Genomic DNA, 25,590 nt, shown 5'->3' on the forward strand with positions numbered 1-25,590 from the left:
ATTATAGTATTCATTTTTTGTAATCACTGTAATTTTCTGTTTTTTCAACGTCTGCTTTTTACAATGAGGCATAACGTTTGGCCGCTAGCCGCAGTTGCGGAAAAGCGAGCTAATTATTTTCGGTTAAGGTATAATTTTCTACGTGAATTTTTAGTTTCAATTTAAAACAAAACCAGCAATTGAGGCTAACGGCGGTTAGCAGTGGTTTTTTTAACTCCAACTCATTCGGATTGTAACCTTACCTTTTTCAACGTTTACTTTTCCACCGAGTGATTCATTTTCGCCTGGGTAAATTTCATAAGTTTTGTTTACACCTTTTACTTTTGGCTTATTGTCTTTAAGTCTTTTGCTATTCAGAATCCAATTTTCAATTGCCGTTTGGTCAGCTTTAAATTCAATAGTAAAAGTTCGGGTAAACATACTTCCTGATTTTTCAACGCTTATATTTTCTGCTTCTTTCGGTAGTTCTGATAATCCGCCCCAATTTAATGTTGTTTTAATTGCTTCGGTTTTTTGCCACGGAAAAACAATACTTGTGAAAAAGTTCAAATAGGCGTAAGCCAAAAGAGCAAATAGAATTGAAGCTAATATTTTAATTGTTTGTTTCATTTCTTATGTTTTACTAAACGTGATTTGAAATCACTATTAACTAGTTTTTGTGAGTAGTTTATTAATCATTTTTTTTATAAGTTATTTTTACAATAAGTTGAATTCCAATTATTAATAGAAGAATCAATGTAAAAAAAAAGCTTAAACCAAAAATACCAACTGCTGGTGTTACACATTTGTAACCTCTATTACTTAAACTGATAGATGTGATAGTAAAACTTAAAAAAGTCAAGATAAATTGTGCTACAAAGCTTGTTAAGCAGACATCTCCAAAACTTAAATTTATACTTTTGGAAATAGCTTTTCTTCCATAATGAAATTGGAAAATCATAGGTAGAATTATTAGTAATATTGAAAAAAGCATTAAATAGTCCATTAATAATTTTTTAAAGGTTGTCTTTCGGTAAAATCACTGCTAACGTCCCGCCGGCTTCACGAAGTGGCGAAGTTCGTGACTGATTTGTTTCTGCTAATATAAGATTTTCCAGCGGAAAATCGGCAACCGGCTTAAACAGCTCTCGCCATTTCGTGAAACCGCTGTTGAACTAAACCTTCGGTAGCACTTACCGTGATTTCGTACCTTACGAATATAATTAAATTCGGTAAGATATGACTACAAAAAAAAGAATGTTGAAGAATTAAGAGAAAACAAAATTCTCAACCAGGCTAAACGAGAAGTTCCAGGATTTGAGGAACTCATCAATCGTTTTGAACGTACTATTTCGGTATTGGGCAGAAGTCAAAGTACTTTTAATAATTATTCTCGACATGTTGCTTCTATATCATTGTATTTTGGGAAAATCCCAACGGATTTAGATCCTGAACAAGTACAAGATTACTTGTTTTACCAGCAGAAAAAGTCCAAAACCCCTTCACAAACTTATTTCAAACATTGTGTTTATGGTCTTCGCTTTCTTCTAAAATCAGAAGGCTTGCCTTATGAGTACTTGCGTTTACCGTCCATAAAACACGAGAAAAAACTACCCGTTGTTTTGAGTAAAGAAGAAGTTTGGGTTATGCTTCAAGGGGCTAAATTACTCAAACATCGAATCCTTATTGGATTGCTTTATGGTTGCGGATTGCGTTGTATGGAAGCACGTTCTGTACGATTACAAGATTTAGATTTCGATAGAAAGCAACTCAAAGTAGTGCAAGGAAAGGGTAAAAAAGACCGCTATGTTCCTTTATCTGTTCATTTAATACGAGGACTCAAAAAATATATCGAAGCCGAAAAACCACAAGATTACCTTTTTAATGGGCAACCTTTGCCTAATGGATCAGGAGGTGATTTTGACAATCGGTATTCGCAACGAGGCGTGCAATGGGTAGTGAGGCAAGTGGCCAAGGCATCTGGTGTCAAAAAAGAGGTTCACACGCACACACTTCGGCATAGTTATGCCACGCATTTACTCGAAGATGGCATGGATATTATAACCCTCAAAGACCTTTTAGGACACCAAAACCTAGAAACCACTTTGGAGTATTTACAGATTGCCCAACTTGCTAGCCAACAAAAGTTTAGTCCCCTTGATACTCTTTTTGCCCAATGCAGCCGCTCTTTGAAGTAGCCGATGTGCTTGGAAAGTTAGGAACAAGACTTGAATATTTAGGCTTAAATACTTGGCAACTTCGCACATTGTCTGCTCTTAAAAAATGTAGAACCGTTCAAATGGGTGGTCATATTGATGCCTGTGATAGTTGTGGTAAGATATCGATAAGTTATAATTCTTGCCGCAACCGACATTGTCCCAAGTGTCAAGGTAACAAATCAGAGCAATGGATAGATGCCAGAGAAAGCGAACTTTTGCCTGTTCCTTATTTTCATATGGTTTTTACCTTGCCCGACAGCATTAATTCCTTGGCGATGCATCAGCCAAAAATGGTGTATGAGACCCTGTTTGAAGCGACTTGGGAAACGCTTCAAAAATTTGGCAAAGCCAAAGAAATACAACTGGGAATGATTGCTGTTTTGCACACCTGGGGACAGCAGTTGAGCCTTCATCCGCACCTGCATTGTATTGTGCCTGGCGGAGGAGTTGATAAAGAGGGACAATGGCAAAATATCAGGGCAAATGGTACGTTTCTGTTCCCAATCAAAGCCTTGTCGAAGGTTTTTAGAGCGAAATTTTGTGAGAAACTTAAAAAGAAAGAACCCATAAAATACGAGCAAGTACGGCAAGAATTATGGCAGAAGCCTTGGGTAGTTTTTGCCAAACGACCTTTTGGAAGTACAAAGTCTGTGGTGGAATATCTGGGCAGATACACTCATAAGATCGCCATTAGCAATCATCGCATTAAAAGCATTGATGCCCAAAATGTAACTTTTGATTATAAGGACTATCGTCAAAATGGCTTTAGAAAACAGATGACACTCACACATCGGGAGTTTATTCGCCGATTTGCTTTGCATATTTTGCCCAAGCGCTTTGTCAAGATTCGGCATTATGGTTTTTTGAGCAGCACTTGGAAGCGTGGGAAGCTAAAGCTTTTACAGGAGAAACTCCAAGTTAAAGTCTTGGAAAAAGCGGATAAAAAGCCTTTTTTACCCAAATGTCCGTGTTGCAAAACGGGCAATTTGTATCGGATAGCAGTTTTTGACCAGCGTGGTCCACCTGCTTGGTATCTTGGCGGTAGCCAAAAGCCAATTCCCCGTGAAAGTTAATTTTACGGGTAAGGGAACTTATGTGCTAAGGTGAAGGAAAACACGACAAAACCATCTTTGAAACCACTTCAAAAAAAAAGAGGACACTAAATCCTCTTGAAATTCTCTATCAAAACTTTACGATAACTCCATAGGGATGGATGTTGAGCGGTTCCGTTCAACACGGGCTTCATTGTTCGTGCTACGCACGCAACGAATCCCTTAGCTGTTATGCGCTGTATTATTTGATTTTAAGAATTTCTCTAATGTTTTTGATGTACTTTTCTTGTAATTCAATAGGAGTTAAATATCCCCATTCTTCATAAATATGATGAATTTTATTTATTTCATATTCCGCCATGTCATTATAAATCCAAATTTGGGATTCTTTAAGATCAGTTAAAAGTATTGTTATCATTTTTACTTTTCGGTCGCTATTATTTAAATCAATATGTTCAGTGTTTTTCACAATGAATTTAATCGAATTAGAATAAAGAAGTTCTTTGATTTTTTTCAGAAGTTCTGCTTGAAAATTGCTTAATCCTTCGTTGTTTAATTCTAATGGAGTTTTCCAAGATTCTTCATGATTTCGATTCCAATTTCTATTGAACATAATTTTAAGGATTAAGTTTGGAAATATAGCGCATAACTAATTTATATGCGAATAAATTTAGCCTGTTTTATACTATATTGGCATGTTATGCGCATGTTTTGGTTTGTGTTTTTGCGTTTTATTGCATTACAAAAATAAAATTATTTCTTACATATCGAAGGGATTGATGATTTTTTGTAATGAATTGCTAGATACATGTGTGTAAATCATAGTTGTTTTTGGACTGCTATGTCCTAATAAATCCTGAATATATCGTAAATCGGTTCCTGATTCTAACAGGTGAGTAGCAAAACTATGTCGTAAGGTATGTAAACTAATCCTTTTTGTAATTCCGGCTTTTCGGGCTGCTATTTGCAAAATGGCTTGTGCACTTCGGCTGCTATATTGTTCTTTAAATTGTCCTTCAAATAAATACAACTGAGGTTTGTATACACTGTAATATTCCCGTAACAAAAGAAGAATTTTATTGGATAATAATGTATAACGGTCTTTTTTTCCTTTCGCATTTTTGATGTGTATTAGCATACGCTGACTATCAATATCAGTAAGTTTCATATTGATGGCTTCACTGATTCTAAGTCCGGCAGAATAAAGTAATGCCAGTAATGTTTTGTGTTTTAGGTTAGTGGTAGAATCGATAATTCGCAATACCTCTTCTTTACTCAAAATGTTGGGTAAAGTTTTTGCATTTTTAGGACGAAAAATTTCTTCAGGGATTATTTTTCGGGATTCAATAATTTTAAAAAATAATTTTAGAGCATTCACAATCTGATTTTGATAGGAAGCCGAAAGGTTATTTTTTAAAATGTAATCGTTATTATATAGTATGATATGCTCATTTGTGATTTCGGAAACAGGAAGTTCCCGATGAAAAACCAAAAAGGACTTTAAAGCTTCAGTATATGTTTTTACTGTATTGGAACTATAACGTCTGGAAGTTAGCCAATTACTGAATTTTTGGATAGCTAAAATTCCTTCCTCTGATGGTAATGACAAATAGGCTGCGGGTATTTTAAAATGAATCCGGTTTTGTTCATTGTCCGGTAAATGCCAGACTTTTAAGGTTTGACTCCATTTTGCGCCTTCGAATTGTTTGATCCGCGCAATCCATTTTGCATTTTTTTCAAAGTAAATTGCTATTCGGAGTTCTTTTTTATGGAGGATTAATTTGGATGACCAATTCATTTTTTTAAATTAAAATACGGGGTAAATATAAGAATATTCTGCTTTATTTTAATTTGGATTGATGTTTATAAATTTAATTTTGACAATCTTTTTGTATTAAAAAGTGAAGTTTATTATAAAACCAACTGCCGCATGAGGGATAGCAGCGGTATCTTTTTGTGAAGAGAAACGGAACAAAAAATTTAGCGAATAGCCCGACCCGCTTTTTCTGCGGGGCATGCCATAAAAAAATCCGATCTGCTTATCGCAAACCGGATTCTGAAATAGAGTTTGTTAGTTTTGGCTTGCTTTTGTATTTCGCTTTAAATATAAAAACACCGTGAGTACATTGATGACTGCCAGAGTCCACAACAAAGGATTACTGAAAAAGGATTGATAACTATTTCCTTTTGGGATTTCGATAAACGGAACTGTTACCAAAACGTCCAGAACCAAGGCGGTTGCGGTGATGACGATTCCCACGAGAAGCCCCGATTTTTTGGCTGCTTTTTTATAATACAACCAGGCGGCAAACCAGGCATAAAATATAATGGTAAAAGTGGCAATGAAGGCCAGAGCAGTTGTCGATTCCTTAAAAAACGGAATGTGTTCCAGAACATAAAAAGTAATCACAACACAAAGCCATGCAATAATGCCAGACAGGATAGCTCTTGGATAATTCATGGCGTTTCTGCTAATTTTGGCGCATCCCAAATACCTGTTTGTGCTGTTTCTTTTACGTAGTCGGTAAAATCTTTGGCTTTTCGGCCTAAGACTTTTTCAATATCGCTGGTGATGCTGGAATTTCGGCCATCCAGAACTTCAGTGAAAAGATAGTTTACCAGCCAAAGTTCGTCTTCCGGAACCCGATATTCACGCAACATACTAATATATTCGTCTACAGAAAGCGGCTGAAACTGAATTTCCCTGTTCGTAATCTGGGCTATTTCGGCCACGGCCTGTTGAAAGTTAAGCAGTCTCGGACCGGTAAGCTCGTATGTTTTTCCGTTGTGTTTTTCGTTTAAAAGTGCTTCGGTTACCACAGCTGCAATATCATCGGCATCAGTAAATGGTTCTGGTGTTTCAGCACGTGCAATGGCTAGATAACCTGCCAGAATAGGTTCTAAAAAGATGCTTTCGCTAAAATTCTGACTGAACCAGCTGGCTCTTACAATCGTCCAGCTTTTTGCGGTTGATTTTACAATTTCTTCGCAAACCTGCGCTTCTTTTTCGCCTCTTCCGGAAAGAAGTACGATTTTATGAACACCGTTTTGAGTGGCCAAAGTTGTAAATTTCTGAATAGTTTCCGGTGCTGACGGAATGGCCAGATCGGGCTGAAAAGTGATGTAAATCGTATCAATACCTTCGATTACCTCAGACCAGGTTTCCGGATTTTCCCAGTGAAAAGGAGGGATGCCGTTTCTGGAACCAATGTAAACTTCGGCATTGCTGGTTTCTTTTAATAATTTTGCTACCCTGCGGCCGGTTTTTCCGTTTCCGCCAAGGACTAAAATTTTCTGATTTTCCATGTTATATGATTTTAAGATTAATGATACTGCAAAGTTGCACAGCTCATAACCAAATCATTTGTCGGAAAAGAATTAAGATTTGTTTGAAAGGAATTGTTTTTTTACTTCGTTGGGCCTAGAACCAAACTTTTTCTGAAACGCATTCGAAAACGAACTCAGGCTTTCGTATCCAACTTCCCAGGCGGCTTCCTGAACGGTTTTTTCGGTTTGTGAAAGCAGTTCATATGCTTTGTTCAGCCGCTCTTCGTGAATGTATTTATAAATCGGAATGCCAAATAATTCTTTGAAGTTCTTTTTTAATTTGGTACTGTTAAGTCCGATGAGTCTTGACAATTCTGAAATAGTAGGCGGTTTAGCATATTGCGTGCTCACGATGTCTTTTGCCTGAAAAAGTTTCTCTTTGTCCTTATCGGTTAGTTCTGTTTTTTTAGCATCAGATAAAAGGGCAAAGTAATGAGACAGTAATTCGTTGACCTGACTTTTTAAAAATAACAATCTTGTATTGCCGGAGTAAGTGGTGTTGAAAATCTTCTGAACGGCAAGCTGCATATCCAGCGTCATGAAAAAAGTGGGGCCTTTTACAAAATGCTCTTTTGGATTTAATAATTCGGGCAGGTGTTTTTCGAAAATTTCTTTTTCGACTTGCGGTAATGTATGCAGGTTTTTAAGTTTCGTAAAAATACTGATGGATTGCAGGGGTTTGTCAGGAGCGATTTTATGGGCAAAAGCTACTTTTTGATTGCCAAAAAACGAAATCGCCAGTCCGGTAGTATTGGTTAAATATTTGGTCTGCTTGTTATGTTTGATTTCTAACTCGACATTGCCGGAACCATAAAAAGCAAAACCCACCGCATCTCCGTCGATTTCACACTTCTGAACAAAGGTTTTCTCTGCATTGGAATGTTCGATCAGGACGATAAAATTGTTTAACTCAATGATGTCGGTGGTCATGTTTTTAGATGTAAAATTTAGATGCTCTCGATCACACTGTCCAGTAATCGTCTTGATTTTGGCATGACTTCGATTCGGTTAAAATCATCCTCAGCACCATAACCCACCGCCATAGCAAACAACGGTTTAAAATCAGACATGTTAAGAATTTCTTTGTATTTATCGGATTCAATTCCTTCCATAGCTGTAGAATCAAGGCCTAACGCAATACTGGCCGTCAAACCAACGCCAAGGGCAATATACACCTGCTGAGACAGCCATGTTTTCATATCGGCTTCAGGTCTGCTTGCCTTAATTTGATTGTACCAGTTTCTGCGGGCTTCTGGCATTTGGGTATCAACAATTTGCTGAAAAGCATCCAGGTCATCGGCAACACTAAAAACCACTACCAGCTGCGCCTGATTTACTTTTTCTTTATTGTGCATCGAAACTTCGGCCAATTGCGCCTTAATTTCAGGGTTTTGCACAAATGTAAATCTCCACGGCTGAATATTTATAGAAGAAGGACTCAGGTATAAAACCTCTTTTAAAGCTTCGATTTTTTCCTGCGGAATAGCCTTTTCAGCGTTGTACTTTTTCGCAGAGTATCTTTTTTTCATTAATTCCAAAATATCCATAGTGCTGTATTTTAACATTTATATTTTTATTGACTGCAAAGTTAAGCTGATAAGCTGAATATTTCGACAATTGTGGCCGGAGTTTTGTAACGGAGTATATTTTATTGTTGCTTTTTAGAACAGTATTATTTGCCAGCACTCAGTTTTCTTTCGTTTTAAAGACAATTTTAGCCTCAATTCGAACAATTTCTGGGATGAATTTTAGAAGCAGAAATATCTTTTTTCATTAGAAATTTTGTCCTGCTCTTCGCTATATCTCTGCCTGCAAACCCTGCAGCCAGAGGATACCGCTTCGATCAGGGCTAGAGTAGAGGTTTCGTTTTTATAAGAATTTAAAAATGAGAAAAAGTATCATTTTATACGTTCATATTCAGATGTAGAGCAATCAATACACTCTTGTCTTACATAGAGTTTTTTGCCAATAATTTCAAAAGACTGATCAATGAAAGCTTCAGCAGTATCTGAATTCCCTTTGTCGATTACAATTACTTTTCGATTGCCGCCAAAAATTGATGCTTTGGTCTGAATTGAAAATTTTTGTGTTTTTGAAAGATTGCCATTTATATACGTTTTTAAAGTATTGCCTGAGAATTCAATAATCATGGTTTGATTTAGCTTTTCAGGAGTTAATGATCCGCCACCAAAACCTCCTGAGGTAAGAATCCAGTTCCATTTGCCGTTTAAATTATTTTTGGAAGATATATCATTATCGTCCTTACTGCAAGAAGTTAGCACTACGAAAATCAATAGTAAAGTAAATTTTTTCATGGGTTAAAATTTTAGAATATTTTACTTAATAGATGTAATTTTTATGAAAGGGTTGCTTAACAAGTTATTATATTGTCCAGCATATTCTGTGATTTCTGGCAGCATATGGCTTCTTGTGCAATCCCGCTAGTTTTTTTGGCGGAATAAAAGCAAATGTGAAATAATGATTGTACTCATCAATATTCTCCTGTAGCAAGTATGGAAAGCAGTTTTTTTATTGTTTTATTGGGCTCTTATATTCAGATTCTATTTCAGTTGGCGAATCCATAAACTCAAGCGCGCTCCAATCCGTTTTTAAACTCAAAAGCGTTTCTACCATAAATTTATCCAAATCAATAGGAGTTTCTATTTTTTTATTCGAACAAAATATTTTTCCTTGTCAGAATATGACTCATGATTAAAGAATAATTCTATCATGAAACCGGATGCCGCATGAGTGATAGCAGCGATATCCTTTTGTGAAGAGAAACGGAACAAAAGATTTAGCGAATAGCCCGACCCGCTTTTTCTGCGGGGCATGCCATAAAAAATCCAATCGTCAATTGCAAATCGGATTTTGTAGATTATTTCTTTCGGACAATGTTTTAGTAAGGGGGGGACTTAAATTCAGGTTTGCTCGTTTTTGTTACTCAATTTACAACTAACACTTTTTGGTTTTTAAGTACACTGAATTAAAAGTCTAGAGTGGATTAGTTAAAATTTTCGATTTCGATTTTTAACTTTTCCAACCAGAATTTCCAAATTCTGGATGACAAAAATAGTAGTTGGATCAGTACAATAAAACCAAATAGTAATATCCATTTTTTTTCTTCTCTAAAATTGATTGCTGATCCAAAAAATAGTAACAGACTAGCAGTGTATACTATCGTAATGCTCAAAGAAATTTTTGAAATAGTCTTTACTTTTTTATAATAATTGTAAATTGATTCTCTTAAGTTTTCTCCCTGAATTGGTTTTTGAATTACCTGTAAACTTAATAAACCGTTGATAATATACGTAATAGCACTAAAAACAAGAAGAATATTAGCGTAAAGAGGTTTTTTATCACCGTCGAATCCACTGTAATATGTGAGTAAGAAAATGCTAATAGCCAAAGTTTCAATTATAAGTTTTGTTTTTATTTTTTTAAAGACAGGATGATTTTTTATTGAAGTCATTTTTTCTAATTCTATATCATTTTTTGGTAAATAGTTCATTTTACTCCAGTTTGTTTTTAAGTTTTGTAAGTCCATATTATTTTATTTTTAATTTGTTTTTGATTCTGTTCAGTTTGACTCCTACATTATTTTCGGATATCCCAATTATAGTCGCAATTTCTTCATAGTTGTAATCTTCGAGATAAAGTGTGATAATAGATTTTTCAATACTATTTAATTTACTAAGAAGTTCAAAAATACGTTCTTCGTTTTCCGAATATGAATTTTCTTGTGTAGGATGGAACTTTTCGGGAATATTTTTATAGTTAGAAATGGAAATTTTGTTTTTTCTAAATGTAGCGATTGAAGTATTAAAAGCGACTCGATATATCCAGGTGCTTATTTTTGATTCTCCTTTAAATTTAGGATATGATTTCCATAATTGATAAACTATTTCCTGAAATAAATCTTCACGGTCTTCATGGCTGTTTCTATATAGCCTGCAAATTTTGTGAATTATATTTTGATATTCATTAATGGATTTTATAAAGTCTTCTTTCATCAATCAAAGCTTAAAGTTATTTGATTATTCTAATACTTTATTAGTTGTCATATAGATAAAAAAAATTACACTATTTAAAAAAAATCTAAAAGTATCTAATTTAAGTTTTTAACTTCGGTTTTTCCGATTCTGGTGTCAAACGGGAGAAAAGATTTAGCGAACAACCCAATCCGGCTTTTCTGCTGTGAATGCCCATAAAAAATCCGGTCTGCAATTGCAAACCGGATTTTGTATATTGGTTGTTTAATTCTTTCAGTACTTGACCTGATGAAAGCATTTTTGAATCTTATGGTATATAGATACAGCTTTTTATTTTCCGAGTTGTTTAATAAATTCCGGATACCATTCTTCTATTGTTTTGTTTGGGTTTTTAGAACTCACATCAAAAAGAGTGTCTGTGAACTCTTGCATTTTTATAAACCCTCTTTCTGTCATTAAATCGATAACATTTTTAGTTGCCTTTGCGGTTGTATTTGTATCAAAATGGTCTTTGCAATATAATAAAAACACACCATATGTCATGTATTCATCAAAAACTCGTTCAGCATTTGGATAATATTCTATACCATACTGCTTCGTATTAACCCATTTTTCTCTATTTCCAAGAACTTGATTTATGATATCAATATTGTCTTTTGTTGGTTTTCCTACATAATTGTGGTCAATTTCGGTAAACATTGTTCTGGTATTAAATACAACTTTTTCAGAGTCTGTCATATTTGGTAATTCTTCAAGCGGTGGCAAGACCATCATAATTTGTTTAAAATTATCGTCTGTATAACTTGTCGTATAATTCAACCCATTAATCAGAGGTGAACACATTATCGTATAATTATTGACTCTTGTAGAAAATTGCTTTTCTAACCAGCTCCATTGTTCTTTAAGATTCGCGAATTTGTTGTAATCTGAAATGATTTTGTTGTAATAGTCGTTATGCTTTTTATAGAACTTTCGAAATCCTGTTTTTTTTGCAAAATTCTCAATCTCTTTTCTGTAAGTTGTAATTGGATTTACTGTGATTGTAGTGTGAGAAGAAACATTCTGAGCAGGGAAAAGATAATATTTATTGGCTACTAATTTGTTTCCTTTAAAATCGTAACTCAAAGCATTACCTGAAAGAAAAATGTAATTTAGCGGATTCGCTTTCATTAAAGAATCAAATTTTGTGATAATCTGTTCATCTTTAAAAGGCTTGAAATCTTGAATAATATCTTTATAATAAGTTCCGGTTTGTGCAACCATATCATCATTTTCTAAACCAACTCCAGTTATTGCTATCATTATATGTATTAATTCCTTGACTTCATTGATTTTAATTTCAGCTTTTCCTTGATTTTCTTTTTTAAATTTTTCGTCAAAGTTTACTTCCTTAAATTTTTCCTGTGCATATGTACTGATTGAAGGCAAACTCAAGAATAAAGCGAATAAGAAATTTTTTATCATATAATTTTCATTTTTTAATTACGTGTTCATTTTTAGAATTGTTGGCACATGGTATCTATGTCTGACAACATTCGATTTATGTACTTCGAATTGGACTGCAATATCTGTAAAGTATCAGATTTTGTTGCCACCAAATATATAATAATTCTTATGAATCCTCAAAAAGAACTATTGATTAGACAAGCTTTTTCTGCTGGCAATGTCCATACAAAAATTCGGTCTGCAATTGCAAATCGGATTTTGTAGATTGTTTTTAGACAGTGTTTTATTTCGGCCAGTTACCATGTAATAATTCCTGTCGTTGTCTGTTGATTTATTGTTAATAGTGTTTTATAAAATTGGTTGTAATGTTGCAGCATCTGTCTAAGAAAATATTGTAGAGTTACTATGTCTGCAACGGTTTGATTATGAACGAAATTTGTCATTAATTATTCGTGTTATTTTGTTTCCTAATCTTCTTGCGTTTTCGGCATATAAATTATCCATTTGAAACTTTAGAACAATAATTTCGTTGTTTAAATCCTGAAGAAAATGCGTAACGACAATAAAGTCTGTGCCTATTCTCCCAACACGTTTTATCTTTATTGTTTCTGTTCTCATTTTGATTTCCATACTTCTGTTTAAAGGAAGTGTTGTCTTCTTAAGATTATACCGAAATGAGAAAGTATTATCTTTGATTTTTATTCCATCTGTAAATTGCCGAATTAGAGTCAGGATAGATAAAGCTACCAATAAAAGTCCAATTACAATTCCTAAAATTTTGGTAGTGGTGTCTGAGGTTTTAATAAAAGGAGCAATAATTAGTAAAACTCCGCCACATAAAAAGAATAGAATACCCCAAATTGATTTGTCAGCTAAACGTAATTTGTGTTTTATTTCGACATTTTTGTCATCAGCAATTATATTTAAATTGGCGTGGGTTGCAATTTCTAAAATGTCACTATTGACCATTGTTTATGTCATTTTCTGTTGATTATTTATGGTCTTGTAAAATTACGAATAACATTCCCTTTCTACATAAGGTTTGGGATTAAATTAAGCCTTATTTTCGGATTTGTATGTACTTCCCAAATACAATACCATTTTAAATTAAACCAAATGCCCAAATTAATTGTAGTAGTTGTGAGACACTTTTTTTATTTATTAGTTATTTCATAAACTATAGTTATAGTTTCTTCTAACTCAACTTCCATAACTTCAAATTTATCAAATGAAGTTTTAGGATTCATCATTTCACTCGCTACACGAGGTTTGAAAAATTTTACATCATCCATTTTCACTGATGAATATGCAATATCACGTAAATTATATTTAGAAACTTGCTTAACATTATTCAATTTCACATTTAAAGCAGTTGCTATATTTTCAGCATTATTTTTTGCGTCTAGAATGGCGTTTTGTACTAACTTTTGTCTTGTGTTTTTTTCTAAATTTTCTGATATTTGAGTTTCAAATTCAATATCCACATCTTGTAAGTTTTCATTTTGAATTTCTTGATAAAATCCTTCAATTCTTTTGTTGTCCAATATAAAATCTACAGATAATGTATTTGTAGCAGAGAATTCTTTTCTATTTTCGTAATCATCTTTAGAAATTTTATACTCAGATATTTTTACATTCTTTTCGGTAAAACCTTGCTTGAAAAGTACATTTTGTAATTTTTCTATTTCTTGATTTAATTCCTTTATTGCAGTTTTTTCTATTGTACTTTGCTTTGTAACTGTTATTTTGAAATTTGCTAAATCTGGCTTTATTTTTGTTTTTGCAATTCCTTCGGCTACAAGTTCATGTCCAGTTTTGATTTGTGAAAATGTTTGAATTGTGAAAAATGAGAAGATTAAGATTATAATTGTTTTTTTCATTTTATTTTAATTTGTTTTTTCAGTTTTTTTGTTCTGTGTTGCTCAAGTGCCACACAACTTTCTGGTAATACAGCGGATTTGCGATTAAAACACCATTCTTCAGATTTATTACCGGAGCGACATTTAGCAGACAAAATCAATCAGTTTTAACTTTTGGAGTATAAGTAATTTCAAAGATAACGTGTCGTTGGAAGAGTTAATTTTTATTATTCTACTGTCCATAGTTCTGTTTTTTTTGGGGTACAACAACATTAGACTTATCTAACTCAAATTGTCTGAAAAAAAAATCAGATTTTAATGCTTTCAAATATATGATAATTTCTTATAAATCCTCAAAAAGAGTCCTTAATCAAGAATAATTTAATTATGAAACCTGATGCTGCATGAGGGATAGCAGCGATATCCTTTTGTGAAGAGAAACAGAACAAAAGATTTAGCGAATGAGCCCGACCCGCTTTTTCTGCGGGACATGCCCATAAAAAATCCGGTCTGCAATTACAAACCGGATTAATTGATGTACTGGAAATAGTTTAGAACTCTACGTCATCTGCTACATTTCCGCCTTGTTCTGCGGCAAATTTTGCGGCGTATTCTTTTTGTTTTTCCTGCTGGTAATTTGAAAACTCCATTATCTCTTCTGAGTTCCAGTTTTGATTCTGTTGGGTCATCCACTGCATGGCAACCGACTGGAAATCGGCCAGATTAATTCCGTAGTTATCCAGAATCCATTGTGCTCCGTCGATTCCGTATTCGTAGGCAGCTTGTCTTGCGCCGGCAAGTTCTTCGTAGAAATAGCGGTCTGTTTTGATTCTTTCAAGATTTGCCTGACCTTCTTCAGAGATTTCAACATTAATATTTTCTAATTGCGGAACCGTAACGTTTTCGGCATAATACTGACCGAATAAAGTGGTAACCGTAAACGAAGTATCTTCGCCCATACGCTGTGGCCAGATCGTATTTAGTTCTTCCCAGATTACCGATTCGATGCCCATTGCTTTGCAGACTTCGTTGTAATCTACTCCGGCACTAATTTTCAGGCACATGGCAGTATATGTTCTCAAGTCAATACCGTGCACAGGCTCAAGAAACGGATTGTTATCTTCTACTTTTACAAATCCTGAAGTCTGAACACCGCTGTATTTTAATGAATTGGCATGCTCAAACCGAATCATTTGATCAGAATCGCAGTTGTTCCATTCTGTGTACACTTCTCTTCTGTAATTCGTATAAATGCTTTTAATGTCACTTTCCTGTAAGTTTTCGCCACTGGCACGTTCATCCTGAATCCAGGCTTCTGCTCTTGTTTCTACTTCATTGTCAAAATCTTCTACATCATAATGCGTTCCGTGCAAAGTTTCAGGGTCGTATTCTGTTTCCTGATACCCGTTTTCATAATTATTCTCATAACTATCATTTGAAGTTTGTGCATCAATCTGATTTTCTTGTTTGTTGTCTCCGGTTAGGGAACCAAAAAGTTTTTTAAACATTTTTCTGTTTTTAAGGTTATTAATTTATTTGTATTACAATTGATTCTGAAACATTTTTTCGTTGTGCTCTTTTAAATCAGGTGTGATTTTGTTCCACTCATCATACATCGCTCTTAAATACACCTGATATAATTTTGGCGCATTCTCTATTGCATTTTGTCTTTCGTTTTCCAGCTGATCCATTTTAGCATTGATTTCACTCAGGGCTTTACTGTCTTTTTCATGAATTTTACTCAGGCTTAATTCATGACGCTGATGATACAGTTCACGTTCTTTGTTGTTTTCAATTTCAAAAGCTTCGTATAAATGAACTGTTCGTTGTTCTGCAAGACCTCTCGCAATATTTTGCAGCATTCGGGCCTGCGTGCTCGGTGCAAAAGTATTTTGAGATTTACAGTACGGACACGGAATATAAGTTTCGATTAAAAAAATCTTATCAATAGTGATATTTCCCCCACATTGTTTGCAGCTGAATTTATCTTTAATGGCTTCAAATTCATTGATGATTTTTTGGTACTCAATTTCCAGGTCACGTTGCTGTGTTTTTTCTATTTGGGCTCTCCAATATTCAAATTTTCTTTCAAATTCATTATGTCGGTCTGAGCAGGCCGTTCTAAAATCAGAAAGCAAATTATGATCTGGGCTCAAAACCGAAACCTGAGTGTTGAGGTCGTAATAAAGAGTGTTTATTTTTTGTTCGTATGTATCTCTGGCTTTTTCTCTGATGTTGTTTAACTGACCATTAACTCCCGATAAAACTCTGTGAAAAGTTCGTTTATAAAGGTCGTCATCGTCTTGTAAGAGCTGCTTTAATTCGGGAATTGCGGCTGTTGAGAGTTCTTCCATTTTGGCTTCCAGTTTTTCCAGAAAAGTAAACCATCTTTCTTTTGATTCCTGAAGTTCTGCATTCCATTCTGGGATTGCAGATGTTTCGTTATTTTGTTTGTTGAATAATCCGAACACTTTGTTGTTTTTTAAATTGAATTATCTTCCTTTTTGATATAAAATCCGTTTGTAAGTTTTACTTGTATGAATTCATATCCGCAATAGGCGCAATTTGTCAGCCCGTCATGTTTGGCTCTTCCGGCTCCGCAGTTTGGACAATCTTTAAGACTCATCTGGGAATCGGTCATTTCAGTTTCGCCTCCATAATTGGTTTGTTTTTGCGCCTTTTCTTTTAATTTATTCAGAAACGAAGTCACTTTTTTCTCTTCCATTACAATTGGCTTAATAATTCGGTTTTCTTAGTTTTAAATTCATCTTCCTCGATTAAACCGGCATCAAACAATGATTTCAGTTTTTGAAGTTTGGAAGTCAGGTCGTCTTTGGGTTCTTCTTTTGACATTTCTTTGTTTTGCTGAATTTGGTTTAAAAGAATTCCCATACTTAAGGCATTTTGGGTGGCATCGTGTATTGCAGTTCCTTTTTCTCCAATTGCCGTTGCGGTATTGAATTTGGTAAATTTATCCATATCGGTTACCATATTCATATTGGTGATTTTGTCGTAATGGGCCGTAACTTCTTCGGGTAAGGTTACGCTGGTAATGACAAACTGTGTCAATTCAATTCCGAATTGAACAAAATAAGGTTTAAGATAGGGTTCTATTTTTTGACCTAATTGTGTAATGTTTCCGGCGACATCTGTAATGGTGATGTTTTCATTTGCCAGAACTTCTCCAAACTTTGGAGCTACAAAATCCCTTAATTGGTTTTGGAGTTCAAAAATGGTCAGCTGTTCATAAGTACCGGCGTATTGACGGAAGAATTTGGCAACATCAATTATCCTGATATCAAAGCTTCCAAAAGCCCTTACCCTGATTTGTCCAAATTGCGGGTCATGGAGTAGGATAGGAGCGGGAGTTCCCCATTTGTTGTTGATAAACTGGTGTGTATTGAAAAAGTAAACATCAACCTTAAAAGGACTTTCGAATCCGTATTTCCATCCTTTTAAGGAACTTAAAATAGGAATGTTTTCTGTTGACAGAGTGTGAAGTCCGGCAGAAAACACATCGGCAAGCTGTCCTTCATTTAATAGCATTACCTGTTGGCTTTCACGAACCGTTAGTTTTGCCCCGTTTTTTATTTCTTTGTCTTCATCATGGAATTTCCACATTAACAAGTTAGGATTGCTTGTTGTGGCTTCAATTATTTCTATAAAGGGTAATTTCATACGGTATTTTTTACAGGACTAAAAATAGGAATTTTAATACGCTGTAAAAACTTTTTTTCTATGAAATTTTTACTATTTTTTTGTTAATAATGGGAGTTGTTTAAAAAAAATAAAGATTGTTATGAGAAGATCAGACAGGTCTTATCAGTTTTGAAATTTATTGTAGGTTTTTAGTGGATGGATTTTTTCTCTTTCTAAAAATACCTATCATTAAATTTATAATATAGATTGGTTGTCCAATTAATACTATCAATACTGTTAGCACTACAAGTGTTAGGTTAATTAATTCATAATTATCAAATAAAGGAAAAGAGGTATCTGGAAAAGCTCTACTATACCCAATTAATAACCAATAAACTAAAAAACTTCCATTCATGATTGCGGAATGAATTATTGTCAAAACACGAATTAGTTTTCTCTCCATGACTTTTTGAACAATCCAATACCCAAGTCCTATTAGATAATAAACTAAACTCAAAAACAGAGCAGCATAAATATGTGCAATTACAAAATAGGTATCATGAATATTGATATCAAAAGTGGTATCTTCATTATTGGTCTGGATTAATCCTACTATTAATATTATTAAAGCAACCGACCAAAACAAACTGTATATTTTAATTTTTCTTAAGTTAATTAAGATTTTACTCATTTTTTTCTTTTTTATGTCGTTCTTCTCACTTTTATGACAATAAACGATTTAGGGAACTTAAATTAAGCTAAATCTGCCATCCAAATATGAAAGTATATCTGATGAACTATCTGGGGTGAACTATTTCCAAAAAAATAGGCGCAATAGCCTCTTGAAATTCTTCTGACTCCTTTATCGAAAAACCCATAGTAGCGGAATCTCAGCGGTTTCGTTCAACAGGAGTTTCATTGTTCGGCTTGCAGCCGCAACGAAACTCTAGCTATTATCTGCTGCCCTTCTTTTGGTCGGTCGTAATTTGTCAATAAAAAAGTCCCTAAATATTTTGACATTTAGGGACTTTTTTGATGTATAAATTTTGTTAAAAACTTTCTATTGCATTTGGGTCGCCTTGTGTGGTAACAACTGGTGTTGAACTTGCTGTATTTGTCGCTGGGTCAAAACTGTAAATACCTACCCCTGCTGTTCCTGCAATACCAAATAGTACTTTGTTGTCAAATAGCCCTACTGATGCAGCATAACCATTTGAGTATGGGATATTTAACTTGGTAATGGTTTGGTTTTTGATGTCCACTTTGAAAGAACCATACGTTCTATCTTTTATATAATCTGGGGGATTACTTGCCAAAGCATAAATATTGCCTGTTGAATACACAATACCATCTTTATAGTAACGCATTCGTTGCAAATAATCTACTTTATTTCCTGCAATACCTGCAATGTTATAATCGGCTGTATTGAAAAAATAAGTTGGGTCAAAGGCTGTTTGTCCGTTCTTAATTCTCAAAAATCCACTTTTTTGATTTGCACCGCCAAAGCCGTAAGAAGCAACACAATAAATATACATATCGCCACTTTCGTCAAAGAAAATAGATTTTTGCTCGTTGATACTTCCTGCCCAAAAACTTCTGCTATCCGTTGCAGATGTAATGGTATTTCCGTTTTGAGTATCAATTATTAGCACTTGCACAGGGTGGGTACTTGTAAATCCGTTTGAAGTTTGGCTACAAGCCACGTACAATTTGCCATTTCTGAAAGCCATTACATTTGGGTCGGGGTTGCCATCGCCACCCAAAGCATAACTTGTCAAATCTATTGTGCTAATAATTGCCATTGTGCTTGGGTTAAACACAATAATTTTTCCTGCTTGAAATAGTGCTGTGTAACCTTTTGTATCACTTTCAATAACCGTACAGATAGGTGATGATGCCGCAGGTGCTGTAAAACTTCCTGTTTCGGCAAGTGTGCCGTCCGCTTGTCTTGTATATTTCCTTACAATGTCGCCAAAACGTTGAGGCATTACAAAAACATCGTTTTTATAAACCGTAATGTATGGGTATTCAGCTGCCTGCCGAGATTTGGCGTTTGTAAAAGTGGTTACACTAAGGTCTTTTAGTGTGCCTACATATCCAACAACTGGATTGGCTGTAGTGATATTCGTACCAATTACTAATTTGTCAAGCCCTGCTGTTGGGTCTGGTGTTGGTTCATCTTTATTGCAAGCATTTAATGTAAGTGCTAACAATACAACTGTTACGAATTTTGAAACTTGTCTGAACATATTTATCTGAATTTAAAATTTAAGAATTGATTAATGATGAGAATGATTTGAGCCTTCATTTAATAGCAAGTAGCGTAACTTCAAGCGAAAAGTCCTTCCTGCTAATGGCTGGTTAAAATTGTTGATGATGATTTGGTCTGTAATATTATTGACCTCTGAGGTTATGGTGTAGCGTCCATGTTTGAATGATTGTTCAACAGAAATGGTATGCGTCAAATATTGTGGAATAAAAAACTTGTCATAAATACTGATATTAAAGCCATAACTGTATTGTTCAACAAAACTTCCATCATACATTATTCTGGTTTTGGAAGATTTACCCAATAAGCCTGTTTTATGAAATTCCACATTCCAATTCATAAAAAATTGTGGTGTATTAGGTATTTGTAGTTTATAGGTTGGGTTGGGTACGTTTGTTTCAGGAATAAATTTTTGAATGTCGGTTAGTATTTGGTAAGTAGCATTAAAACTTGTAAAGATGTTTTTGGTAACATCATATTTAATATCCACATCAGCACCTATAATATTAGCCTTTGCATAATTTACATAACCGAGTGTCAGCCCGTTACCCGAAAGTTGGATAAGATTCTCCACATTCATATAGAAACCATTGGTTTCTACTTGCAATCTTTTGTCTTTTTTATCTGAGTGGTCATAAATCAAGCCTAAATTAAAATTATCAGCAATTTCAGGTTTGAGAGTTGTCGTTGGGGTTATTAAAATACCATCACCAAAAAGTTCTGTATTGTTAGGTAATCTTACCCCCCTTTCATAACTCCCTTTTGTTAAAAAAGATTTGGTAAAATTGTATCTGAACCCCGCATTATAGCCTATTTCGGTAGTAATGTTTCTTAATTTATCGGGTTTGCTATTATTCAAATATATACTTGTATTATAACCATCAACGATGTTATAATAATGTTTAATAGCTGCTGAAAACAATAATTTTTCTTCTTTAAACCTGCTTTCCGCTGTAAAACCTGTGATGCTGTTTTTTACACTACCTGGGTAATTATAGACATTGTACCCCAAAAAGGCGTTTCCCACATCATCGTTTGGATTAAAAGTTACATACCGTGCAGTGTTGTTTAAATTGAGTGTAAAGGTTTTGCTTAATCTGTAATCTAAATTAAATCGTTGGCGTAGGTCTTGCTGTAAGTTGGTGGATAGATTAGGACCATTCCCTAATTCGCCTTTTCCGAATCTACTCGGAATCCTTGTACCATCCCAATTATAGTTAAAAGAAGAAGTGTCAGTAAGTTTCACATTAAATTTTGCATAAATCAAATTATACTTTAAGCCTAATTTGTTATTTGCACAATTCTTTTTGGTTAAACTCAATACACCAACATAAGCATTAGATTTACTTTCAACGTGTTGGATATTTTGATAAATTCCTTGTATTTGCTTGTCATTACGAACATAAGCCCCTTCTATTTCAATTTCATCAAACCAAAATTTATGAAAACGAATTGCACCACCCATCAATAGTGAATGATATTTGTCGTGGTCTCGTCTAATTTTTAGTTCGGGTTGAAATGGTGATTGCATCGTATAATCGTTATCACTTCGGGTATCAAAAACACCAAAACCTGCTTCTATGCCTTGTTTATCAAATGATTTTTTAAGGATTAAACTGGTAAGTTGTGTATTATATGATTGTCGTGAAACTGACGCATCAATATAACTTACATCTCTATGCCTAAAAATCACATTCACAGCACTACCTAAACCATCGCCACCGAGCCACGCAGGAACAGAGCCTTTGTAAATTTCAATTCGTTCAATGATTTGAACAGGTAAATCATTAATTCCTAAACTTCCGTCTGGTGTATTGAGTGGGTTTCCGTCTATAAAGATTTGGACTCTTTTACCTTCCAAACCCCTAACTGAAATTCGGGAATCACTACCCAAACCACCACTGTATCTTATTTGTATGCCTGCCTGCCTTGCCAAAATTTCGTTTAAGTTTCCTGCTCGGTTTTCTATTTGTTTGGCGGTTATAATGGTAACGGGCATTACATTTTGTTTTACTTTTTTTGCATCTGTCTGTTCTTCTGTTTCGCCAATTATAGTTACCTCGGACAATTCTGTTGTCTTTGAAACCATTTTAATTTGAATTGTAAGAACACTGTCCGATTTTAGAGTAATTTTTGTTTGAGTTGGTGTATAACCTACAATAGAAGTTGATAAAAAGTAAATACCTTGTTTAAGGTTTTTTATTTCAAAAAAGCCTTGGACATTAGTTAAGGTATTTTTTTTAATATCTGAAATTGCCACAGAAACATTTTCTAATGGTTCGTTTGTTTTGCTATCGGTTACAGTCCCATTCAACACAAAGTTTTTTTGGGCATTGGCTGTTAGACCGTAGAAAAATGTAAGAAGCATAAAAATTAATCTCATCAAATAAATATTTTTAATTCCTAAATGCAACAATGTTGCAAAAGTAATACAATTATTTTAAACGCAACATTGTTGCATTAAAAATTTGTCAAAATATTTTCAATGTGGGGTGGTGGGTGGGCTTGGGTCTTTGGGGACTGTATTGTCTGACCGTTAAATTTTTGCAGGGTGTACGTTAGGGTTGCAGATAACGTTTGGGTGCTTGGCGAAGAAGCGGATTTCGAAGCACTAAACAGTCTGGCAGCACTGCACTGAACTTAATACGAAGCACAAAGCTTCATTTAAGTACTAAACTCGCTTTTTTGCCAATACCTTGTTGAACTAAACCTACGGTAGCACTTCCCGTGATTTCGTACCTTACGAATATAATTAAATTCGGTAAGATATGACTACAAAAAAAAGAATGTTGAAGAATTAAGAGAAAACAAAATTCTCAACCAGGCTAAACGAGAAGTTCCAGGATTTGAGGAACTCATCAATCGTTTTGAACGTACTATTTCGGTATTGGGCAGAAGTCAAAGTACTTTTAATAATTATTCTCGACATGTTGCTTCTATATCATTGTATTTTGGGAAAATCCCAACGGATTTAGATCCTGAACAAGTACAAGATTACTTGTTTTACCAGCAGAAAAAGTCCAAAACCCCTTCACAAACTTATTTCAAACATTGTGTTTATGGTCTTCGCTTTCTTCTAAAATCAGAAGGCTTGCCTTATGAGTACTTGCGTTTACCGTCCATAAAACACGAGAAAAAACTACCCGTTGTTTTGAGTAAAGAAGAAGTTTGGAGCATGCTTCAAGGGGCTAAATTACTCAAACACCGCATTCTCATTGGATTGCTTTATGGTTGCGGATTGCGTTGTATGGAAGCACGTTCTGTACGATTACAAGATTTAGATTTCGATAGAAAGCAACTCAAAGTAGTGCAAGGAAAGGGTAAAAAAGACCGCTATGTTCCTTTATCGGTTCATTTAATACGAGGGCTCAAAAAATATATCGAAGCCGAAAAACCACAAGATTACCTTTTTAATGGGCAACCTTTGCCTAATGGAGCAGGAGGTGATTTTGACAATCGGTATTCGCAACGAGGCGTGCAATGGGTAGTGAAGCAAGTGGCCAAGGCATCTGGTGTCAAAAAAGAGGTTCACACGCACACACTTCGGCATAGTTATGCCACGCATTTACTCGAAGATGGCATGGATATTATAACCCTCAAAGACCTTTTAGGACACCAAAACCTAGAAACCACTTTGGAGTATTTACAGATTGCCCAACTTGCTAGCCAACAAAAGTTTAGTCCCCTTGATACTCTTTTTGCCCAATGCAGCCGCTCTTTGAAGTAGCCGATGTGCTTGGAAAGTTAGGAACAAGACTTGAATATTTAGGCTTAAATACTTGGCAACTTCGCACATTGTCTGCTCTTAAAAAATGTAGAACCGTTCAAATGGGTGGTCATATTGATGCCTGTGATAGTTGTGGTAAGATATCGATAAGTTATAATTCTTGCCGCAACCGACATTGTCCCAAGTGTCAAGGTAACAAATCAGAGCAATGGATAGATGCCAGAGAAAGCGAACTTTTGCCTGTTCCTTATTTTCATATGGTTTTTACCTTGCCCGACAGCATTAATTCCTTGGCGATGCATCAGCCAAAAATGGTGTATGACAGCTTGTTTGAAGCGACTTGGGAAACGCTTCAAAAATTTGGCAAAGCCAAAGAAATACAACTGGGAATGATTGCTGTTTTGCACACCTGGGGACAGCAGTTGAGCCTTCATCCGCACCTGCATTGTATTGTGCCTGGCGGAGGAATCGATAAAGAAGGACAGTGGAAAAACAGCCGAACAGACGGCAAATTCCTGTTTCCTGTCAAAGCTTTATCGAAAGTGTTTAGGGCTAAATATTGCCAGAAACTCAAAGCAAAAGAGCCTATAAAATACGAGCAAATCCGGCAGGATTTATGGCAGAAGCCTTGGGTAGTTTTTGCCAAAAAGCCTTTTGGAAGTCCCAATTCGGTGGTAGAATATCTGGGCAGATACACTCATAAGATCGCCATTAGCAATCATCGCATTAAAAGCATTGATGCCCAAAATGTAACTTTTGATTATAAGGACTATCGTCAAAATGGCTTTAGAAAACAGATGACACTCACACATCGGGAGTTTATTCGCCGATTTGCTTTGCATATTTTGCCCAAGCGCTTTGTCAAGATTCGGCATTATGGTTTTTTGAGCAGCACTTGGAAGCGTGGGAAGCTAAAGCTTTTACAGGAGAAACTCCAAGTAAAAGTACTGGAAAAAGTAGCAAAGAAACCCTTTTTACCCAAATGCCCCTGCTGCAAAACGGGCAATTTGTATCGGATAGCAGTTTTTGACCAGCGTGGTCCACCTGCTTGGTATCTTGGCGGTAGCCAAAACCCAATTCCCCGTGAAAGTTAATTTTACGGGTAAGGGAATTTATGCCCTAAGGTGAAGGAAAGCACGACAAAACCATCTTTGAAACCACTTCAAAAAAAAAAAGAGGACACTAAATCCTCTTGAAATTCTTCTGACTCCTTTATCGAAAAACCCATAGTAGCGGAATCTAAGCGGTTCCGTTCAACAGGAGTTTCATTGTTCGGCTTGCAGCCGCAACGAAACTCTAGCTATTGTGTGAGGTTATTTTTTAGGAGTAAATGTCTTTGTAGTTTCTATTGGCTGTTCTACTTTAATTTTAATAGAGTAGTTTCCGTAAGTTATTATAAAGTAAAAAGCAACAGATATTAAAGCAAAAACAAATGAACCTGCAACACCGATTAATACATTCTTCCAAGTTGGTGTTACTAAAGGTTTTACAACATCGCCAAGAATTTCGATTTGGTTATTAACTACCTGTTCTTTAAAACTTTCTAATTCTTCTTCAAGAGCATTTTCAATAAAACCTTGAATAATAAGTTCGGCTTTTAGTCTATAACTTTCTAAAGAACTTTCTGTTGAAGAAAAGTCATTGAATGGTATAAGTTCTGTATCTGTTGGCGTTTTACCCGCTTGTTTTTGAGTTTCAATATACTCTATTTTACTTTTTTTGTAAAGCGAGTACGCAATGTGTCCGATTAGGTCAGAGTCTTTTTCAACAAGTTTTGAGTAAATAAAATTATAATTTCTCTGCATACATTTTTAAAGCTTTTTCGTAAGATTCGTTTATCCTCTCTTTTGATATTTCACGAACTCTAACTACACCGTTTAAATTTGTTTTAGCAACTATAACACCACTATAATTATGTTTAACAGTAAAATCTACCCCACGAGCAACTAAACTACTGTTAGCTCTTCGGATTGATTCTGTTGTTACTCTTAACTTTTTCATAATTTCTGTTTTGTTTATTCTGTCAAATATAGTAAAAATTTTACTCCAAAGCAATTTCATTTTCTTTCGTGTTTTTAGCA

28 protein-coding genes are annotated in these 25,590 nt (G+C 34.8%); 4 read left to right on the forward strand and 24 right to left on the reverse strand.

Annotation, left to right across the window (positions count from 1 at the left end):
- Positions 1-210: 210 nt before the first annotated feature.
- Positions 211-609 carry a hypothetical protein gene (locus ACNC7R_RS07790; protein WP_417940366.1) on the reverse strand — a complete coding sequence of 133 codons (399 nt, stop codon included), beginning with the start codon at positions 607-609 and terminating at the stop codon, positions 211-213.
- Positions 610-670: 61 nt separating this feature from the next.
- Complete coding sequence (locus tag ACNC7R_RS07795) at positions 671-985, reverse strand: hypothetical protein (protein WP_417940367.1); 315 nt, start codon at positions 983-985, stop codon at positions 671-673.
- Positions 986-1,337: 352 nt separating this feature from the next.
- On the opposite strand from ACNC7R_RS07795, the gene ACNC7R_RS07800 reads away from it, so the two are divergent.
- Together ACNC7R_RS07800 and ACNC7R_RS07805 are read left to right on the forward strand one after the other, a co-directional pair.
- The gene (locus tag ACNC7R_RS07800; RefSeq protein ID WP_417940368.1) at positions 1,338-2,177 is read left to right on the forward strand and encodes a tyrosine-type recombinase/integrase; all 840 of its coding nucleotides are present in this window, start codon (positions 1,338-1,340) and stop codon (positions 2,175-2,177) included.
- Entirely contained in the window at positions 2,156-3,271 is a 1,116-nt protein-coding gene (locus ACNC7R_RS07805) for an IS91 family transposase (RefSeq protein ID WP_417940369.1), read from the forward strand. The genes ACNC7R_RS07800 and ACNC7R_RS07805 overlap by 22 nt, the downstream gene beginning before the upstream one ends.
- A gap of 220 nt (positions 3,272-3,491) precedes the next feature.
- Here ACNC7R_RS07805 and ACNC7R_RS07810 read toward each other — a convergent pair whose 3' ends face one another.
- From ACNC7R_RS07810 to ACNC7R_RS07905, 20 genes are all read right to left on the reverse strand, one after another.
- The gene (locus ACNC7R_RS07810) at positions 3,492-3,863 is read right to left on the reverse strand and encodes a hypothetical protein (protein WP_417940370.1); all 372 of its coding nucleotides are present in this window, start codon (positions 3,861-3,863) and stop codon (positions 3,492-3,494) included.
- A 147-nt stretch (positions 3,864-4,010) separates the two neighbouring features.
- Positions 4,011-5,048, reverse strand: coding sequence for a site-specific tyrosine recombinase/integron integrase (gene xerA, locus ACNC7R_RS07815; RefSeq protein WP_417940371.1), 1,038 nt, complete (start codon positions 5,046-5,048; stop codon positions 4,011-4,013).
- Between the two features lie 273 nt (positions 5,049-5,321).
- Entirely contained in the window at positions 5,322-5,711 is a 390-nt protein-coding gene (locus tag ACNC7R_RS07820) for a DUF5367 family protein (RefSeq protein ID WP_417940372.1), read from the reverse strand.
- Positions 5,708-6,556 carry an NmrA family transcriptional regulator gene (locus tag ACNC7R_RS07825; RefSeq protein ID WP_417940373.1) on the reverse strand — a complete coding sequence of 283 codons (849 nt, stop codon included), beginning with the start codon at positions 6,554-6,556 and terminating at the stop codon, positions 5,708-5,710. Before ACNC7R_RS07825 ends, ACNC7R_RS07820 begins: the two co-directional genes overlap by 4 nt.
- A gap of 72 nt (positions 6,557-6,628) precedes the next feature.
- Positions 6,629-7,507: a helix-turn-helix domain-containing protein gene (locus ACNC7R_RS07830; protein WP_417940374.1), complete on the reverse strand. Its 879-nt coding sequence runs from the start codon at positions 7,505-7,507 to the stop codon at positions 6,629-6,631.
- Positions 7,508-7,524: 17 nt separating this feature from the next.
- Positions 7,525-8,142 carry a nitroreductase family protein gene (locus tag ACNC7R_RS07835; RefSeq protein ID WP_417940375.1) on the reverse strand — a complete coding sequence of 206 codons (618 nt, stop codon included), beginning with the start codon at positions 8,140-8,142 and terminating at the stop codon, positions 7,525-7,527.
- Between the two features lie 333 nt (positions 8,143-8,475).
- The gene (locus ACNC7R_RS07840; protein WP_417940376.1) at positions 8,476-8,892 is read right to left on the reverse strand and encodes a hypothetical protein; all 417 of its coding nucleotides are present in this window, start codon (positions 8,890-8,892) and stop codon (positions 8,476-8,478) included.
- Positions 8,893-9,581: 689 nt separating this feature from the next.
- A complete protein-coding gene (locus ACNC7R_RS07845; RefSeq protein WP_417940377.1) occupies positions 9,582-10,124 on the reverse strand; it encodes a hypothetical protein in 543 nt (180 codons plus the stop codon).
- A gap of 1 nt (position 10,125) precedes the next feature.
- The gene (locus tag ACNC7R_RS07850) at positions 10,126-10,590 is read right to left on the reverse strand and encodes an RNA polymerase sigma factor (RefSeq protein WP_417940378.1); all 465 of its coding nucleotides are present in this window, start codon (positions 10,588-10,590) and stop codon (positions 10,126-10,128) included.
- 100 nt (positions 10,591-10,690) lie between these two features.
- A complete protein-coding gene (locus tag ACNC7R_RS07855) occupies positions 10,691-10,867 on the reverse strand; it encodes a hypothetical protein (protein WP_417940379.1) in 177 nt (58 codons plus the stop codon).
- Positions 10,868-10,899: 32 nt separating this feature from the next.
- Positions 10,900-12,033, reverse strand: a complete 1,134-nt coding sequence (locus ACNC7R_RS07860; protein ID WP_417940380.1) for a DUF4932 domain-containing protein — start codon at positions 12,031-12,033, stop codon at positions 10,900-10,902.
- 405 nt (positions 12,034-12,438) lie between these two features.
- Complete coding sequence (locus ACNC7R_RS07865; RefSeq protein WP_417940381.1) at positions 12,439-12,984, reverse strand: hypothetical protein; 546 nt, start codon at positions 12,982-12,984, stop codon at positions 12,439-12,441.
- A 185-nt stretch (positions 12,985-13,169) separates the two neighbouring features.
- A complete protein-coding gene (locus ACNC7R_RS07870) occupies positions 13,170-13,895 on the reverse strand; it encodes an SIMPL domain-containing protein (protein ID WP_417940382.1) in 726 nt (241 codons plus the stop codon).
- 530 nt (positions 13,896-14,425) lie between these two features.
- On the reverse strand, positions 14,426-15,382 hold the full coding sequence (locus ACNC7R_RS07875; RefSeq protein ID WP_417940383.1) for a DUF6620 family protein: 957 nt from the start codon (positions 15,380-15,382) through the stop codon (positions 14,426-14,428).
- 33 nt (positions 15,383-15,415) lie between these two features.
- Positions 15,416-16,345, reverse strand: coding sequence for a hypothetical protein (locus ACNC7R_RS07880; protein WP_417940384.1), 930 nt, complete (start codon positions 16,343-16,345; stop codon positions 15,416-15,418).
- Between the two features lie 11 nt (positions 16,346-16,356).
- Positions 16,357-16,599 (reverse strand): hypothetical protein, encoded by a 243-nt coding sequence (locus tag ACNC7R_RS07885; protein WP_417940385.1) that lies wholly within the window; start codon positions 16,597-16,599, stop codon positions 16,357-16,359.
- Complete coding sequence (locus ACNC7R_RS07890; RefSeq protein ID WP_417940386.1) at positions 16,599-17,552, reverse strand: SPFH domain-containing protein; 954 nt, start codon at positions 17,550-17,552, stop codon at positions 16,599-16,601. The genes ACNC7R_RS07885 and ACNC7R_RS07890 overlap by 1 nt, the downstream gene beginning before the upstream one ends.
- Before the next feature lie 157 nt (positions 17,553-17,709).
- Positions 17,710-18,204 carry a cbb3-type cytochrome c oxidase subunit I gene (locus ACNC7R_RS07895; RefSeq protein ID WP_417940387.1) on the reverse strand — a complete coding sequence of 165 codons (495 nt, stop codon included), beginning with the start codon at positions 18,202-18,204 and terminating at the stop codon, positions 17,710-17,712.
- Positions 18,205-18,562: 358 nt separating this feature from the next.
- Positions 18,563-19,762, reverse strand: a complete 1,200-nt coding sequence (locus ACNC7R_RS07900; protein ID WP_417940388.1) for a hypothetical protein — start codon at positions 19,760-19,762, stop codon at positions 18,563-18,565.
- Between the two features lie 30 nt (positions 19,763-19,792).
- Positions 19,793-22,165 (reverse strand): TonB-dependent receptor, encoded by a 2,373-nt coding sequence (locus ACNC7R_RS07905; RefSeq protein ID WP_417940389.1) that lies wholly within the window; start codon positions 22,163-22,165, stop codon positions 19,793-19,795.
- A 504-nt stretch (positions 22,166-22,669) separates the two neighbouring features.
- On the opposite strand from ACNC7R_RS07905, the gene ACNC7R_RS07910 reads away from it, so the two are divergent.
- Both ACNC7R_RS07910 and ACNC7R_RS07915 read left to right on the forward strand, forming a co-directional pair.
- Entirely contained in the window at positions 22,670-23,509 is an 840-nt protein-coding gene (locus ACNC7R_RS07910) for a tyrosine-type recombinase/integrase (protein WP_417940390.1), read from the forward strand.
- The gene (locus tag ACNC7R_RS07915) at positions 23,488-24,603 is read left to right on the forward strand and encodes an IS91 family transposase (RefSeq protein WP_417940391.1); all 1,116 of its coding nucleotides are present in this window, start codon (positions 23,488-23,490) and stop codon (positions 24,601-24,603) included. Before ACNC7R_RS07910 ends, ACNC7R_RS07915 begins: the two co-directional genes overlap by 22 nt.
- Positions 24,604-24,822: 219 nt before the next feature.
- Here ACNC7R_RS07915 and ACNC7R_RS07920 read toward each other — a convergent pair whose 3' ends face one another.
- Together ACNC7R_RS07920 and ACNC7R_RS07925 are read right to left on the reverse strand one after the other, a co-directional pair.
- On the reverse strand, positions 24,823-25,314 hold the full coding sequence (locus ACNC7R_RS07920) for a hypothetical protein (protein ID WP_417940392.1): 492 nt from the start codon (positions 25,312-25,314) through the stop codon (positions 24,823-24,825).
- On the reverse strand, positions 25,298-25,570 hold the full coding sequence (locus ACNC7R_RS07925) for a hypothetical protein (protein ID WP_417940393.1): 273 nt from the start codon (positions 25,568-25,570) through the stop codon (positions 25,298-25,300). Before ACNC7R_RS07925 ends, ACNC7R_RS07920 begins: the two co-directional genes overlap by 17 nt.
- Positions 25,571-25,590: the final 20 nt, after the last annotated feature.

Source organism: Flavobacterium adiutor, from assembly GCF_048282555.1.
Taxonomy (GTDB): Bacteria; Bacteroidota; Bacteroidia; order Flavobacteriales; family Flavobacteriaceae; genus Flavobacterium.

Excerpts from the sequence above, each read along its gene's own strand:
- ACNC7R_RS07890 (WP_417940386.1), bottom strand. The coding sequence starts at position 17,552 with ATGAAATTACCCTTTATAGAAATAATTGAAGCCACAACAAGCAATCCT.
- ACNC7R_RS07870 (WP_417940382.1), bottom strand. The coding sequence starts at position 13,895 with ATGAAAAAAACAATTATAATCTTAATCTTCTCATTTTTCACAATTCAA.
- ACNC7R_RS07900 (WP_417940388.1), bottom strand. The coding sequence starts at position 19,762 with ATGTTCAGACAAGTTTCAAAATTCGTAACAGTTGTATTGTTAGCACTT.
- ACNC7R_RS07905 (WP_417940389.1), bottom strand. The coding sequence starts at position 22,165 with ATGAGATTAATTTTTATGCTTCTTACATTTTTCTACGGTCTAACAGCC.
- ACNC7R_RS07795 (WP_417940367.1), bottom strand. The coding sequence starts at position 985 with ATGGACTATTTAATGCTTTTTTCAATATTACTAATAATTCTACCTATG.
- ACNC7R_RS07920 (WP_417940392.1), bottom strand. The coding sequence starts at position 25,314 with ATGCAGAGAAATTATAATTTTATTTACTCAAAACTTGTTGAAAAAGAC.
- ACNC7R_RS07915 (WP_417940391.1), top strand. The coding sequence starts at position 23,488 with ATGCAGCCGCTCTTTGAAGTAGCCGATGTGCTTGGAAAGTTAGGAACA.
- ACNC7R_RS07860 (WP_417940380.1), bottom strand. The coding sequence starts at position 12,033 with ATGATAAAAAATTTCTTATTCGCTTTATTCTTGAGTTTGCCTTCAATC.
- ACNC7R_RS07840 (WP_417940376.1), bottom strand. The coding sequence starts at position 8,892 with ATGAAAAAATTTACTTTACTATTGATTTTCGTAGTGCTAACTTCTTGC.
- ACNC7R_RS07895 (WP_417940387.1), bottom strand. The coding sequence starts at position 18,204 with ATGAGTAAAATCTTAATTAACTTAAGAAAAATTAAAATATACAGTTTG.
- ACNC7R_RS07820 (WP_417940372.1), bottom strand. The coding sequence starts at position 5,711 with ATGAATTATCCAAGAGCTATCCTGTCTGGCATTATTGCATGGCTTTGT.
- ACNC7R_RS07830 (WP_417940374.1), bottom strand. The coding sequence starts at position 7,507 with ATGACCACCGACATCATTGAGTTAAACAATTTTATCGTCCTGATCGAA.
- ACNC7R_RS07835 (WP_417940375.1), bottom strand. The coding sequence starts at position 8,142 with ATGTTAAAATACAGCACTATGGATATTTTGGAATTAATGAAAAAAAGA.
- ACNC7R_RS07805 (WP_417940369.1), top strand. The coding sequence starts at position 2,156 with ATGCAGCCGCTCTTTGAAGTAGCCGATGTGCTTGGAAAGTTAGGAACA.
- ACNC7R_RS07845 (WP_417940377.1), bottom strand. The coding sequence starts at position 10,124 with ATGGACTTACAAAACTTAAAAACAAACTGGAGTAAAATGAACTATTTA.
- ACNC7R_RS07850 (WP_417940378.1), bottom strand. The coding sequence starts at position 10,590 with ATGAAAGAAGACTTTATAAAATCCATTAATGAATATCAAAATATAATT.
- ACNC7R_RS07865 (WP_417940381.1), bottom strand. The coding sequence starts at position 12,984 with ATGGTCAATAGTGACATTTTAGAAATTGCAACCCACGCCAATTTAAAT.
- ACNC7R_RS07875 (WP_417940383.1), bottom strand. The coding sequence starts at position 15,382 with ATGTTTAAAAAACTTTTTGGTTCCCTAACCGGAGACAACAAACAAGAA.
- ACNC7R_RS07825 (WP_417940373.1), bottom strand. The coding sequence starts at position 6,556 with ATGGAAAATCAGAAAATTTTAGTCCTTGGCGGAAACGGAAAAACCGGC.
- ACNC7R_RS07790 (WP_417940366.1), bottom strand. The coding sequence starts at position 609 with ATGAAACAAACAATTAAAATATTAGCTTCAATTCTATTTGCTCTTTTG.
- ACNC7R_RS07810 (WP_417940370.1), bottom strand. The coding sequence starts at position 3,863 with ATGTTCAATAGAAATTGGAATCGAAATCATGAAGAATCTTGGAAAACT.
- ACNC7R_RS07925 (WP_417940393.1), bottom strand. The coding sequence starts at position 25,570 with ATGAAATTGCTTTGGAGTAAAATTTTTACTATATTTGACAGAATAAAC.
- xerA (WP_417940371.1), bottom strand. The coding sequence starts at position 5,048 with ATGAATTGGTCATCCAAATTAATCCTCCATAAAAAAGAACTCCGAATA.
- ACNC7R_RS07885 (WP_417940385.1), bottom strand. The coding sequence starts at position 16,599 with ATGGAAGAGAAAAAAGTGACTTCGTTTCTGAATAAATTAAAAGAAAAG.
- ACNC7R_RS07855 (WP_417940379.1), bottom strand. The coding sequence starts at position 10,867 with ATGCTTTCATCAGGTCAAGTACTGAAAGAATTAAACAACCAATATACA.